The following is a 14,943-nucleotide window of genomic DNA, read 5'->3' on the forward strand; positions in this document are numbered from 1 at the left end:
CCAATTCACTCATTTTTTTCGGTTGACATATTACCACTGGGCTATAACAAAAGACAAAAAAAACGGCATAATGTTCGACCGGGTTTATCTGGTTGGGCTCAAGTAAATGGTCGTAATGCAATTGGCTGGGAAGAGAAGTTTGAGTTAGATGTGGAGTATGTGGAGAATGTGTCTTTTTTAAACGATTGGAAGATTATTTTTCTGACACTTAAGAAAGTGTTTTTTCGGGAAGGGATTAACTCGGAGACGGCGGCGACTATGGAACCGTTTAAAGGAACTGGAGGCAATTAAAATGAAAGATATCGTAATTATAGGATCAGGTGGTTTTGGAAGAGAAGTAGCGTGGTTAATTGATGAGATAAATAAAGTTGAAGATACATGGAACCTTTTAGGTTTTATTGATGATAATCATAGTGTGCAAGGTACTGAAGTGAATGGAGTTAAAGTACTTGGTGGCACTGATTGGTTAATGGATAAGAGCATTAATGTAGTTTGTGCGATTGGTGACCCAGTCATAAAGAAAAAAGTATTATCTGAATTAGAAAGTACGAATAATACGTTTCCTGTATTGATTGATCCGCTAGTACGATACTCACAAACTGTGGAATTTGGGGAAGGCAGTATTATTTGTGCAGAAAATACACTTACAACGAATATTAAAGTTGGAAAGCATGTAATTATTAATCTAGATTGTACGATTGGTCATGATGCTACAATAGGTGATTATTCTACGATTTTACCAAGCGTAAATGTATCAGGTGAAACACTTATCGGTGAATGTGTTTCTATGGGGACTAGTAGCTCAATAATTCAGGGTGTAAGTATTGGAGAAAATACAGTGGTTGGTGCTGGAGCAGTTGTAGTTAAAGATTTACCTGCAAATTGTACTGCTGTTGGTGCTCCTGCTAAAGCTATTAAGTTTCACTAGGAGATAAAATGAAAATATTAATTTTAACAAACAATTCAATGGGATTATATAAATTTAGAAAAGAATTATTATCGGAGCTAGTAGCACAAGAAAATGAGATATATGTCTCTGTCCCCGAAGATGAGTTTACAGAGAAAATACAGAATTTAAAAGTGAATGTAATAGACTCTCCTATTGATAGAAGAGGAACTAACCCATTTAAGGATTTACTCTTATTGAAGAATTATATCCAACTAATCAAAAAAATTAAACCAGATGTAGTGCTAACCTATACTATAAAACCAAATATTTTTGGTGGAATGGCTTGTAGAGTTACTAAAACACCGTACCTCACAAATATAACCGGTTTAGGCACAGCAATAGAAAATAAAGGGTTATTACAAAAATTCGTTCTCTTTCTCTATAAATTAGGATTGAAAAAATCTAAAACGATTTTTTTTCAAAACAACTATAATCTGAAGTTTTTAAAAGAAAAGTTAAACCTGTCGAACAAGTTAATTTTGTTACCTGGATCAGGAGTAAATCTTATTGAGTATATCCCACTACCTTATCCTGAGGAAACGAAGCCGATCAATTTTTTATTCATTGGTAGAGTTATGAAAGATAAGGGAATTGAAGAAATCATTTATGCTGCGAGTCAGCTGGATCAACACACTGCACATATTCATATAGTTGGTGGATGTGATGAAGATTATGAGGATCTTCTTAATGAACTTACACGAAATAATGTATTAACGTATCATGGCCAACAAGCCGATGTGAAACCATTTATTGAAAAGGCAAATGCTATAATTCTCCCTTCTTATCATGAAGGGACAGCAAACGTATTGTTAGAAGGGGCTGCATGTGCACGACCTTTAATTGCATCTGATATTCCTGGATGTAGAGAGATTATTAAACATAATGTTTCGGGTTTTGTATTTCCTCCAAAAGATAAAGAGGCATTCCTTTCTGTCGTCGAGAAATTTATAAAATTGTCACCTGAAACACAAAGCGTTTTTGGAAAAATGAGTAGACAATTAGTAGAAAATGAATTTGATCGAAAGATAGTTATAAATAAATATTTAGAAGAAATCTGCCACCTCGGAGGGGAAAGAATTGGGGTTATACCAAAAAATTAAAGATAAGAAAGAAAGTATTTCGTTAATTGGCTTAGGTTATGTAGGAATGCCAATAGCTGTAGCATTCGCAAAAAGGATTAATGTTATCGGGTTTGATATCAGTGAAGAAAAAGTAAATCTATATAAATCAGGAGTCGATCCAACGAAAGAAGTGGGTAATGAAATTATCTCTACTACTACTGTTGAGTTCACGTCAAATCCTAAAGATTTAAAGAAAGCTAAGTTTCATATTGTAGCAGTCCCAACACCTGTAAAAGATGATCACACGCCGGACTTAACGCCTATTCAATCGGCCAGTCGTCTTTTAGGAGAGAATCTTACAAAAGGATCTATTGTTGTCTACGAATCTACTGTATATCCAGGTGTAACTGAAGATGTTTGCGTTCCGATTCTGGAGGACGTTTCGGGTTTGAGGTGCGGTGTTGACTTCAAAGTTGGGTATTCACCTGAACGTATCAATCCAGGTGATAAAGAACATCGACTTGAGACTATTGTGAAGATTGTTTCTGGCATGGATGAAGAGACACTAGATACGATTGCAAAAGTATATGAACTAGTAGTTGATGCTGGGGTTTATCGTGCAGAAAGTATTAAGGTAGCTGAAGCTGCAAAAGTTATCGAGAATGCACAACGGGATATTAACATTGCTTTTATGAATGAACTATCTATCATTTTTAATAAAATGAACATTGATACAAAAGCAGTTCTTGATGCTGCGGGTACAAAGTGGAACTTTTTAAAGTTCAGCCCTGGTCTTGTCGGAGGTCACTGTATCGGTGTAGATCCATATTACCTTACATATAAGGCAGAACAGATTGGGTATCACTCAGAAATTATTTTGTCTGGTCGTAAAATTAATGATGACATGGGGAAATACGTCGCAGAATCGACTGTTAAACAGATGATCAAAGCTGGAATTCCAATCAATGGTTCAAAAGTTGGTATTCTTGGTGTTACTTTCAAAGAGAACTGTCCGGATGTACGAAATACAAAAGTGGTTGATGTCATTAAAGAACTAGCTGAATATGGTGTTGAAACGATGGTAGCTGATCCTGAAGCAGATCGTGATGATTTAATGCATGAATATGGAATCGATTTAGTAGAACTTCAAGAGTTGCAAAATCTAGACGCTCTTATTGCAGCTGTTCCTCATAATGCATTTAAGGAAATTCAATTTGAGACGATTGAAAAGATTTATGGAAAACACTTAAAACAAAAAGTCTTAATGGACATTAAAGGTATATACAATAGAATTGAAGCTGAAGAATTTGGCTTCACGTATTGGAGATTATAAGTATGGCATATAAACATTTAGAATTCCCAGAAGGATCAAAAGTTCTAGTGACTGGAGCTGCTGGTTTTATAGGAAGTAATTTAGTAGAGGCATTATTAAACATGGGAGTAATGGTTCGTGGATTAGATAATCTATCTACTGGACGAATTGAAAACCTTAGAGGATTTGTGGGGCATGAGCTCTTTGAGTTTATTGAAGGTGATATCACTAATTATGAGACTTGTTTGGAAGTTTGCAAAGGAGTTCATTATGTTTTACATCAAGCGGCTTGGGGAAGTGTTCCAAGATCCATCGAAATGCCAGTTTTTTATGAAGAAGTAAATATTAAAGGTACATTAAATATGATGGAAGCAGCAAAACAAAAAGATGTTCTAAAATTTGTTTATGCTTCCAGTTCATCAGTATATGGTGACGAACCTACCTTACCTAAAAAAGAAGGAAGAGAAGGTAATGTTCTATCTCCATATGCATTAACTAAGAAAGTAAACGAGGAATACGGTCGTCTTTATAAAAAACTATATAACTTAGATACATACGGTTTAAGATATTTCAATGTATTTGGTCGGCGCCAAAATCCAGAAGGTGCATATGCAGCTGTTATTCCTAAGTTTATTAAAATGTTAATAAATGACGAAGCGCCTACAATTAATGGGGATGGAAATCAAAGTCGTGATTTTACTTATATTGAAAATGTGATTGAAGCAAACCTTAAAGCTTGTTTTGCACATAGTGAAGCGGGAGGTCAAGCTTACAATGTAGCCTTTGGTGGTCAGGAGCGTTTAATAGATATATATAACTATTTAAATGAAGCATTAGGAAAAGACATTCAACCAATTTATGGACCTGACCGCGTTGGCGATATTAAACATAGTAATGCAGATGTTACAAAAATTAAAACGAACTTTGGTTATGATGCAGAGTGGAGTTTTGAGCAAGGAATTGAGGAAGCAATTAGTTGGTATAAGGAGAATTTATAATATGAAAAAAGGAACGATTATTTATCTGGGAGGGTTTGAATTACCTGATAAAAATGCAGCTGCTCACAGAGTACTAAGTAATGGAAAGGCACTGCGCCAACTCGGTTACCGAGTTGTATTTGTTGATATCGATAAATCCTTGGACTATAATACAAACACTTTGAAAACAAAGCAGGAAGTCCAAGGTTTCGACTGTTGGTCACTTCCTTATCCAAGATCTATAAAAGAGTGGATTCAGTATTTAAGTCATATTGGTTCTATAAAAAAAATAGTAAATAACTATGTTAATGTCAAAGCATTAATTGCATACAATTTTCCATCAATCTCCTTATATAGGCTAAAAAAATTTTCTAGTAAAAATAATATAAAAATAATAGCAGATTGTACAGAGTGGTACAGTACCAAAGGTATGAACATAAAATATAAAATAATCAAAGGCTTTGATTCATTTTTGCGAATGAGAGTTGTTCATAAAAAATTAGATGGTTTAATTGTTATAAGTAAATATTTGGAAAATCATTATAAAGATTGCAAAAATGTTTATAGAATTCCCCCATTGGTTGATTTAACTGAGACAAAGTGGAACAATTCATTAAATATTGTCGGAAGTGAAAAAGTAAAATTTATTTATTCCGGAAGTCCTGGTAAAAATAAAGATAAAATCAATCTTATAATCGAAGCTCTTTATAAGTTAGAGGAATATCTGGATTATCAGTTTAATATCGTAGGTATAACAAAAGAACAATATATTGATTATTATCCAGAACATTTACGCATAGTAAATGATTTAGAAGATAGAGTGAAATTTTTAGGGCGAATATCGCATAATGAAAGTTTGGAATTTTTAAAACTATCAGATTATAGTATCTTTTTCAGAGATACTACCAGATTAACAAAAGCTGGTTTTCCTACTAAATTCGTTGAAAGTTTGAGTTGCAAGGTTCCTGTTATCACCAATAATAGTAGTGATATTGGAGATTTCTTAAGAGATGGAGAAAATGGATTTTTATTAAAAGAGGATATATCAGAAGTTTTCAAGGTGATTTCAAATTTAACTACTTCTCAAATCAAATCAATGAAATGCAATACTAATGATAACACTTTTAATTATATTAATTATACAGATGAGTTTCGAAATTTATTTGAAAACTTATAATAATGAATCCTTAGCTCACAATTTGGAATTTTTCAGAATTTAATTTATATATTATTGTAAATTTGAAAGTATGATCTTAAAAATCCTCATCAAATAAACTATATAAGTCAATCATCGCAAAAAGGGAGGAAAGATTGTTTGGAAAAAGATACAAATAAACCCAAGGTTATGCTTCATTATATTTTGCCACCTAATACTAGTGGACCAAACGTTTCTATGGAAAGAATCGAAAATTCGTGGCTGAAAAATTATTATTACTTCGGAAATTTAATTCAAGATGAAAGACCTGGTAAAACTTTCAATATTAGACTTTTAAAAAAAATGATATTTCAGATAAAGACTTTTAATCCAGATATTATCCATATTTCAGGATTGCAATCTGCTGGACTATACGCTGTGTTGGCAGCTAGGATAGCTGGTTGTAAAAAAGTTATAACAACAGTGCATGGTAGTTCTGTAGATGCTATTGGATTTCATCCTTTTTTAAAACTCCTATATCAAACAATTATTGAGCCATTAACTATAAGATTAAGTAGCAGATTTTATACCGTATGTTATGACATGTCAAATAAATTTGGATTAAATGAAAAATCTAATTTTTCAGGAGTGATTCATAATCCCGTACCAATAATTAATGAAGAAAAACATAGAAAAAATGATTTTAGAAATGAAATTGGAATTAATGATAAATCTATGGTTGTTACATATGTTGGAAGAATGACATATGATAAGGGTTTATCATATGCGATAGAGTCAGTAAAACAGATTAAGAATAAAAATATTGTCTTTCTCTTTGTTGGAGATGGCCCATATACTACTATCCTTAAGAATGAACTAAGAAAAGAAATTGAAGATGAAAGAGTCTATATATTAGGAAAGAGAAATGATGTTTTGAAAATTATGATCGCAAGCGATGTGTTTTTATTTCCAACTTTACATGAAAATTTATCCAATGCTCTATTAGAAGCGTGTGCGGTAGGTTTAGCCATTGTTAGTACATCAGTAGGAGGAAATAAAGAAGTCATAATTAATGAAGAAAATGGTCTACTGATACCTCCAAGGGACAGTGAAGCGATAATTACGGCTATTAATCGACTATATAAAAATAAAGATGAAAGAGAAGATTTTAGTATGATGGCCCAAAAAAATGTTTATGAAAAATTCTCTCAAGAAAAAATTTATGCTATGTTAAAAGATTTATATGATAAAACATTACACAAGGAAAAGTATTAGTTTATGAAAAAAGAAAAAATAATAATTATGTTTACTTATAGTCCATTTCCTTTTGGAGAAGCAACCTCAAATAGGATATTATCATTAGCACTTGGTTTTCAAGATTCAGGATATAAAGTTATAGTACTTTGTAATGGATCTGAGAGAATAGTTGATTATAATGAAAAGAAAAAAGTATATATGTATAAAGGAATAGAATATAGAAACTTTGAAAGAAAAACTTCAAGTAGGATTTTACGAGTCATTAATCGAAATAATATTAATAAAATTATAGAAAAAAAAATTTCAAAAGATGAATTGAATAGAACTGAAATTGTTTATGCAACTTACAGAAATTATAGTTTTATTTTACATTACATGCTTAAGAAGCACTTTAAAATCCCAGCTGTAGTTGATGTAACTGAATGGCATAGTAGTGATCAATATAAATTTAGGAAGTTTAGTTTAGCATATCTATTACATGACATGAAAATTAGAATCTTAATACCGAAAGCAAAAAATATAATTTGTATAACAACTTTTTTAGAGAATTATTTTAAAGCAAAATTATGTAATACTATTGTGATTCCTCCTCAAATAGATATTAATAGTTTTCAAGAACACAAATTGCCACTACTACCCAATTTAAAATTATTTTATGCAGGCACTTCTGCTAAAAAGGATTATTTAGATGTAGCGTTGGAAGGATTGTGTGAGCTTTCTCAAGAGGAATTAAAACAAATAAAATGCACATTAGTTGGACAAAATATTAACGATTTTAAGAAACAATTTGCAAGGTCTAATTATTATATTAATACTTTAAAAGATTCACTCGAAATATTAGACAGACTTCCTAAAGCTGAAATTGATAAAAAACTATCAGAAGAACACTTTTTAATATTGATGAGACCTTATTCGCGATACTCAAAAGCTGGATTCCCTTCAAAAGTGCCAGAAGCTTTAGCTGCTGGAGTACCGATCATAACCAATCTTACAAGTGATTTAGGATTATATATAAAAGACGGTATTAATGGACTAATAGTAAGTGATTTTAGTTCTGATGCTTTTGCAAGTACAGTCAGGAAAGCATTATTAATACAAAATACAGAATATAAAATGATGTCTCAAAACGCAGTCAAAACTGCAGAAGAACATTTTAATTATGATGTATACACTAAACGGATTAAAAATTTTTTTGATTTATGTCAACTTTAGGATGAGGGTTTTTTATGAAGGTTTCGATATCTAAAAGAACAATTACTCAATTCAGCATGTTAATGTTATCAAATTATGCCGTAGTAATAATATCTTTTATGGTAAATATTTTAATGACCCACGCAATGAATGAAGATAATTTCGGATACTATAAATATGCAATTTCTATAATTATTATGTCATCGGCCCTAATTAATGGAGGGATACATTTTTCTGCGGCTAGATTAATTGCAATAAATGATGTGAAAAAGGAAAAGTCTCTATTGAGTACAACAGTTATTATTACAGTAGCTATTTCAGTGGTATATGCGATTCTAGCCTTGATAATATTAATAATTTTAAATAAATATTTAATAAACGTTGATGACGTAGTTTTTTTTGCAATTCCTTTAGTTTTTACAATAATTTTACAACGAATGTATATTACAGTTTTAAAAGGTAGTAACCGAATCTCCGATATTGTTTTTCAGACTGTTCTCCCACAGGTGATATTACTAGTTATATATTTTGTTCTCAAGAAGTTAGACTACAAAATTGAGTTTGAATTAGCCTTAATTATCTATGGAACTGTATATTTTATTATACATTTGATTACTTGGTTAAGATTAGGATTAACGATTTCATCTAGCTTTAAAAATGATGTAAGTGAATTATTAAATGAGAATAAAAGTAACGGTTTCCAACTCTATAAAGGTTCTCTTGCTGGTGTATTTGTTGGTGATCTGCTAACAGTAATTGTAGGTGGAATGATTAACAAATCAATATTTGGAATGTATTCGTTAGCTTTAAGCATGTCAGCTCCATTGAGTATGATTCCACTTGCTCTAGCTACTATAAAATTTAAAGAAAATGCCAATAATGGTAGATTGTCAAAAAAAAATATAGTGGGCACTATTTTAATTTCATTATTAGGATTTGTAATTTTAAATATTGGTGTAAAAACTTTTTTTCCTATATTTTTCGATCCTGATTATAATGAAGCCTTAAATTTTATGATAATATGTTCAATTACATTTTTAATACATGGGATAGGGGATTATTTTAATCAGTTTTCATCGTCCCAAGGCTTAGGAAATAAACTGAAGATTGGGGCTTATATTAGCGGGATTGCCCAATTAACGTGTGCAATAATTCTTGTGCCCAGTTATGGAATATGGGGACTTATTTATTCAAAACTAATTTCTTCATCTATTTATTCATTTAGTATGATATACATATATTTCCATTTTATAAAATTAGATATAACTAATAAAAAGGGGGAGGAGAGTTGAACTTATATAACGCTGATACGAAATTGCACTTAAAAACTAATAAATTCAAATTTGATTATCTTCCTCTATCCATAATCATATTTTATTTAGTTGGAACTTATGTGCTACATCTCTTATTGAATGATAGCCAAAGTATTTTATTACTATTCTTTATGACCATTACAAATATATTTATAGTTGTTGGATATTTATTTGCACAAAATAAAATTTCTGTATCGAAAACAAAAGTTTTTGTTTGGGAATTCAGTAAGAAAATTGAGAAATTAATTTTAGTCTCGATGCTTATTACAATCATAAGTAGTATAAATAGTATAAATGCTTTTTATTATGATACTGAAAGTATTATTAAATTTATTCTTAATCCTGGTAAGGCATATGAACATGTGAAGTTTTTAAGGAATAATACTGAGTATAATACTTCAAGCAGAAGTTTTGGATCTACAGTCTCAATTTTACTAACGTTATTGTCTGGATTGAAATATATCTATTTGGTTTTATCAGTAATATATTGGAAGGAATTAAAAAATCTCTATAAAATTTTGTTTTTTATAACAAGTTTAATATATCTAATACATGCATTACTTATTGGTGCAATGATCACCATAGCGGGCCTTTTAATGTCATGTATACCAATTATTATTAATATTGTTAGAATGAGAAACTATAATCACAGTGCAAAAAAGAATAGTGTAAAAAGAAAAATAACTACCTTGATACTTCTTTTTACTTCAGTTTTATTAATTTTGTTTTTTATAGGAAATAGGATTGATGAAAATTCGAGTATTTTTGAAGGTTTTAAAACGATACTTTTTTATATTTCTCATGGTTATATAGGATTAGAAAAGGCAATTATCTTACCTTTCGAATTTACATTTGGATTTACAACTTTTTGGGGAATCACTTCATACTTAACCGATTTTATTGGAATTGCAAATCCATTTAATAATAGTTATTTAGTAAGAAACCAATTTTGGAATGGTTGGCCAACTTTAAGCTTATGGTCAACAATATATCCATGGTTAGCCTCAGATTTTTCCTTTTTCATGATACCATTAATAATGGGTTTTGTTTCTTATAAGTTTGCACTAATATGGAATAAAACTTTACTTACAAATAATCCATATGGATATTTACTACTGGGACAATTTTTTATTTTTTGGTTAATGATACCCGCTAATAATCAATTATTCCAAACATTAAGTAATGCATCCTCGTTTTTATTAATATTATTTTTATATAAAATGAGTAAGAAATTTGAGAAAAAAAAGAGAGATATTTTTTAGTTTCATTATATATAAGCTTTAAGCGACTCTTATAGATGAGCATCACAAAACGAATGAATTCAATGTTAGGGGATATTTAATAGTTTTTCTATATGTTTTGTATTATTCGTATTTGTATAAAAAAAATCTAAATAATGGTATATCATGATGCGAAGATCTTTTCTAATTATTTATTAGAATTTTAGTGATGATTATTCAATGCTTTTAATTGAAATGTCAAAAAATACCTTTTAATATACTGTATGGGAATCCGCTTAAAATAGACATTTAACAAGTAGAGGATAAGTCAAACAAGAAATATATATTTTGCTGAGTTCGGATTGACATTTTTATTTCAACTACTTAAAATTTGTTCTATTGGAAAAAATTGAAATTAGTTGGAGTTAGATTTAAATTTAACAATATGAAAATTTATATCTATAAGAATATTAATAAGTTCTTGGTTTTTGAAAAATTCAACAATTTGGAAAGTTGGAATCTTATTTGAAAATTTTAGTTACTGGCGCTAAGGGATTTATAGCGAAAAATTTAATTGCAGAATTGAGAAATCAAAATTGCGGAGAAATTTTGGAGTGTAGTAAAGAAACTAATGCTGCGTTATTAGAGAAATTTTGTAAGGAAGTAGATTTCGTATTTCATCTTGCTGGAGTAAATCGACCAAAAGATCATTCAGAATTCATGGATGGTAATTATGAATTCACAAACACACTTCTAAAATTTTTGAGTAAATACAAAAATACATGCCCAATATTACTCTCATCTTCTACTCAGGCTAAATTAAATAATGAATATGGTGTTAGTAAAAAAGCAAGTGAGGATTTACTAATAAATTATAATAAGGAAACAGGAGCCAAAACTCTTATTTATCGCTTACCAAACGTATTCGGTAAATGGAGCAAGCCAAACTACAATAGTGCGATTGCAACGTTTTGCCATAATATTGCTCGAGATCTTCCTATTCAAGTAAATGACCCTAATGTTGAACTAACTCTAGTTTATATTGATGATGTAGTTAATGAATTCATTAAATGTTTAGATGGTATGGACACTCTTTATAGAGAGGTGCCGGTTGTCCATAAAAAGAAGCTCGGTGAAATTGTCGATTTAATCTATTCTTTTAAAACTTCACGTGAAAATAGAAGTGTTCCAAAATTAGATGATCCATTTGAGAAGAAATTATATAGTACATATTTAAGCTTTTTACCAGAAGACCAATTTAGCTATGAATTGAAAATGAATGTTGATCAAAGAGGATCTTTTACAGAGTTCATCAAAACTATGGATAGGGGACAAGTATCTATTAACATTTCTAAACCAGGAATTACAAAAGGCAACCACTGGCATCATACGAAAAACGAAAAATTCTTAGTGGTGAGTGGAAGTGGTGTTATTAGATTCCGTAAGCCGGATGAAGATAAGGTAATCGAGTACTTTGTAAGTGGAGAGAAGTTAGAAGTTGTAGATATTCCTGTAGGTTATACACACAATATCGAAAATTTAGGAGAATCAGATATGGTAACAGTTATGTGGGTAAATGAACCATTCGATCCTGAAAATCCAGATACTTATTTCTTGGAGGTTTAATGTGAAGAAATTAAAAGTAATGACTGTTGTAGGAACGCGTCCGGAAATAATCCGTTTATCGGCAGTTATCAATAAATTAGAAGATTCTAATGCAATTGAGCATATTTTAGTTCATACAGGTCAAAATTATGATTATGAATTAAATGAAGTATTTTTTGAAGACTTTAATTTGAGAAAGCCGGACTATTTCTTAAATGCAGCTACTGGTGCTGCTGTGGAGACTGTAGGAAATATCTTAATTAGGATTGATCCAGTTCTAGATGAAGTGAAGCCAGATGCATTTTTAGTGCTGGGTGATACAAACAGTTGTCTATGTGCAATTGCAGCGAAACGTCGTCAAATTCCTATCTTTCACATGGAAGCAGGAAATCGCTGCTTTGACCAACGTGTACCAGAAGAGACGAATCGCAAAATTGTAGACCATGTAGCAGATATCAACCTTACATATTCTGATATTGCTAGAGAGTATCTACTGCGTGAAGGACTATCTGCAGACCGTATTATTAAGACCGGTAGTCCGATGTTTGAAGTTCTAAATAGTCGTAAAAAAGAGATAGAAGAATCTGATGTATTGTCTCGTTTAGAGCTAGAAGAAGGAAAGTATTTCTTAGTTTCTGCCCACCGAGAAGAAAACATTAGTTCTGAAAAAAATTTCTTCAACTTGGTTGATACATTAAATTCAATTGCTGAAAAGTATGACTATCCTGTCATCATCAGTACACACCCAAGAACAAAGAAAATGATAGAAGACAAAAGCATTACTTTTCATGCAAATGTCCAAACTCTTAAACCTTTAGGATTTATTGATTACAACAAGTTGCAAATCAAGTCTAAAGCAGTTTTGAGTGATAGTGGAACAATCAGTGAAGAGTCTTCTATTCTTAAGTTCCGCGCGTTAAATATCCGTGAAGCTCATGAGCGTCCAGAGGCAATGGAAGAAGCTTCTGTAATGATGGTAGGTCTTGAAAAAGAGCGTATCTTACAGGGGCTTGAAATTCTTGAAAGTCAAAATCCAAATACACTTCGTCAAGTAGCCGATTATTCAATGCCGAATGTCGGAGAAAAAGTAGTACGTATCATTACATCCTATACAGATTATATTAACCGTGTTGTCTGGAAGAAGTAAAAGCGAGAGCTAATTAAATTGGGGGAAATCATGTTTAAAGATAAAGTATTGTTAATTACAGGTGGGACAGGTTCATTCGGTAATGCAGTCATGGAACGTTTTTTACATACGGATATTAAAGAAATTCGTATTTTTTCTCGTGATGAGAAAAAACAAGATGATATGCGGAAGATATATAAAAGTGATAAATTAAAGTTTTATATCGGTGATGTTCGTAACAAGGATAGCTTAGTGAATGCAATGTATGGTGTAGACTACATCTTTCATGCTGCAGCATTAAAGCAAGTACCTTCATGTGAGTTCTTCCCGATGGAGGCAGTTCAAACAAATGTTATTGGAACAGACAATGTTGTGAACGCAGCCGTAGAACAAGGGGTTAAGAAAGTGATATGTCTATCTACCGATAAAGCAGCTTATCCGATCAATGCTATGGGGATTTCTAAGGCGATGATGGAAAAGGTTTTCGTAGCTAAAGCAAATAAAGTAGATCCTGAAAAAACGCTTATTTGCGGAACGCGTTACGGAAATGTAATGGCTTCTCGTGGGTCAGTAATTCCATTGTTTATTGAGCAAATCAAAGCTGGTCAAGATCTTACTGTAACTGATCCAGGAATGACTCGTTTCTTAATGAGCTTAGCAGATGCCGTTGAATTAGTTGTCTTTGCATTTCAAAATGCTAAAGCTGGAGACATCATGGTTCAAAAATCACCTGCGTCAACTATTGGAGATTTAGCTATTGCTATTAAAGAATTGTTTGAAGCAGACAATAAAATTCGAGTTATTGGGACACGTCATGGTGAAAAAGTGTTTGAAACTTTATTAACTCGTGAAGAGCATGTAGTTGCTGAAGACATGGGAGATTTCTACCGAGTACCTGCTGATAAACGTGATCTGAACTACGATAAGTATTTTGTTGAAGGTGATAAGCAATTATCTACAGAGCATGAATACAATTCACATAATACTCATCGTTTGACTATTCCAGAAGTTAAAGAGAGATTGTTACAATTGGAGTATGTTCGGAGAGAGCTAGAGATCTGGAAGAAATAATTGTAAGCGTCAAATAGTGCACACATTCTAATAGAAGAAAATTCATGAGATACTCCTCCCACAAATGAAATTTGGGAGGTTTTTTCTTTGAAAAGAAAAGAGAAAGAAGCGTATTGGTTGGCGATGATCGAAGAATATCGTGCTAGTGGTTTGTCCCTGGTCGAATGGTGTGAAACAAGTGGTATTGCACTTCACAATATGAAATATTGGCTACGAAAACAGTCCCCAATCAATCGAGAATCTACTGAGGAGACCAGTTGGGTCTCCTGTGTCGTCGAAGAACCAAAAGAAAACTCAATTTCTTTGAGAATAAATCAAGTTGATATCGAGGTGACGAGTGGCTACGATGAGACACTTCTATTACAAGTGATCCGGACGCTGCGCTTGGTATGATGAATGGTCGCGCTGTCGAGCGCGTCTATCTAGCAGCGGGTCCAACAGACCTTCGCAAATCGATTGACGGACTTGCTGTCATCGTCCAGGAACTTTTTCAGTTAGATCCATTTTCGAAGGCTTTGTTCGTCTTCTGTAACAGAAAAAAAGATAAACTGAAAATCTTGTTTTGGGACCACAACGGCTTCTGGCTCTACTATCGTAGACTGGAGAAAGGACTGTTCGATTGGCCAGACCTCGGGTCTGTCCAGCCTCTATCTATCTCGAGCCGGCAACTGAACTGGTTGCTGGATGGATTGCCACTTGACCAACGTGATGCACATCCTTCCGTTG

The 14,943-nt window shown here is 32.0% G+C and carries 15 protein-coding genes; all 15 read left to right on the forward strand.

Translation table 11 applies throughout. The annotated features are described in order from the left end of the window. Window positions 1–291: sugar transferase (locus CF394_RS13995; protein WP_133079849.1), on the forward strand; the 291-nt coding region annotated here is incomplete at its 5' end. 1 nt (window position 292) lies between these two features. Then, complete coding sequence (locus CF394_RS14000) at window positions 293–928, forward strand: acetyltransferase (RefSeq protein WP_094944433.1); 636 nt, start codon at window positions 293–295, stop codon at window positions 926–928. Between the two features lie 8 nt (window positions 929–936). Further along, window positions 937–2,049: a glycosyltransferase family 4 protein gene (locus CF394_RS14005; protein WP_094944434.1), complete on the forward strand. Its 1,113-nt coding sequence runs from the start codon at window positions 937–939 to the stop codon at window positions 2,047–2,049. Continuing rightward, entirely contained in the window at window positions 2,027–3,343 is a 1,317-nt protein-coding gene (locus CF394_RS14010; protein ID WP_094944436.1) for a nucleotide sugar dehydrogenase, read from the forward strand. Before CF394_RS14005 ends, CF394_RS14010 begins: the two co-directional genes overlap by 23 nt. A 2-nt stretch (window positions 3,344–3,345) precedes the next feature. Then, window positions 3,346–4,320, forward strand: a complete 975-nt coding sequence (locus CF394_RS14015; RefSeq protein WP_094944438.1) for an SDR family oxidoreductase — start codon at window positions 3,346–3,348, stop codon at window positions 4,318–4,320. Between the two features lies 1 nt (window position 4,321). After that, the gene (locus CF394_RS14020; RefSeq protein ID WP_165767575.1) at window positions 4,322–5,476 is read left to right on the forward strand and encodes a glycosyltransferase; all 1,155 of its coding nucleotides are present in this window, start codon (window positions 4,322–4,324) and stop codon (window positions 5,474–5,476) included. A gap of 138 nt (window positions 5,477–5,614) precedes the next feature. Then, complete coding sequence (locus CF394_RS14025) at window positions 5,615–6,709, forward strand: glycosyltransferase (protein WP_094944441.1); 1,095 nt, start codon at window positions 5,615–5,617, stop codon at window positions 6,707–6,709. Window positions 6,710–6,712: 3 nt separating this feature from the next. Further along, window positions 6,713–7,903, forward strand: a complete 1,191-nt coding sequence (locus tag CF394_RS14030; protein ID WP_094944442.1) for a glycosyltransferase — start codon at window positions 6,713–6,715, stop codon at window positions 7,901–7,903. 14 nt (window positions 7,904–7,917) lie between these two features. Further along, complete coding sequence (locus CF394_RS14035) at window positions 7,918–9,174, forward strand: lipopolysaccharide biosynthesis protein (protein WP_094944444.1); 1,257 nt, start codon at window positions 7,918–7,920, stop codon at window positions 9,172–9,174. Next, entirely contained in the window at window positions 9,171–10,457 is a 1,287-nt protein-coding gene (locus tag CF394_RS14040; protein WP_094944445.1) for a hypothetical protein, read from the forward strand. Before CF394_RS14035 ends, CF394_RS14040 begins: the two co-directional genes overlap by 4 nt. Window positions 10,458–10,940: 483 nt before the next feature. Next, a complete protein-coding gene (locus tag CF394_RS14045; protein ID WP_094944447.1) occupies window positions 10,941–12,041 on the forward strand; it encodes a capsular polysaccharide biosynthesis protein CapF in 1,101 nt (366 codons plus the stop codon). A 1-nt stretch (window position 12,042) separates the two neighbouring features. Beyond that, on the forward strand, window positions 12,043–13,167 hold the full coding sequence (gene wecB / locus CF394_RS14050) for a non-hydrolyzing UDP-N-acetylglucosamine 2-epimerase (protein ID WP_094944448.1): 1,125 nt from the start codon (window positions 12,043–12,045) through the stop codon (window positions 13,165–13,167). A 30-nt stretch (window positions 13,168–13,197) separates the two neighbouring features. Further along, window positions 13,198–14,217: a polysaccharide biosynthesis protein gene (locus tag CF394_RS14055; protein WP_094944450.1), complete on the forward strand. Its 1,020-nt coding sequence runs from the start codon at window positions 13,198–13,200 to the stop codon at window positions 14,215–14,217. 87 nt (window positions 14,218–14,304) lie between these two features. Continuing rightward, complete coding sequence (gene tnpA / locus CF394_RS14060) at window positions 14,305–14,610, forward strand: IS66 family insertion sequence element accessory protein TnpA (RefSeq protein ID WP_094944451.1); 306 nt, start codon at window positions 14,305–14,307, stop codon at window positions 14,608–14,610. Further along, the coding region (tnpB, locus tag CF394_RS14065; protein ID WP_106408213.1) for an IS66 family insertion sequence element accessory protein TnpB at window positions 14,607–14,943 on the forward strand (337 nt) is incomplete at its 3' end. The genes tnpA and tnpB, both read left to right, overlap by 4 nt.

Source organism: Tetzosporium hominis, from assembly GCF_002265435.1.
Taxonomy (GTDB): Bacteria; Bacillota; Bacilli; order Bacillales_A; family Planococcaceae; genus Chryseomicrobium; species Chryseomicrobium hominis.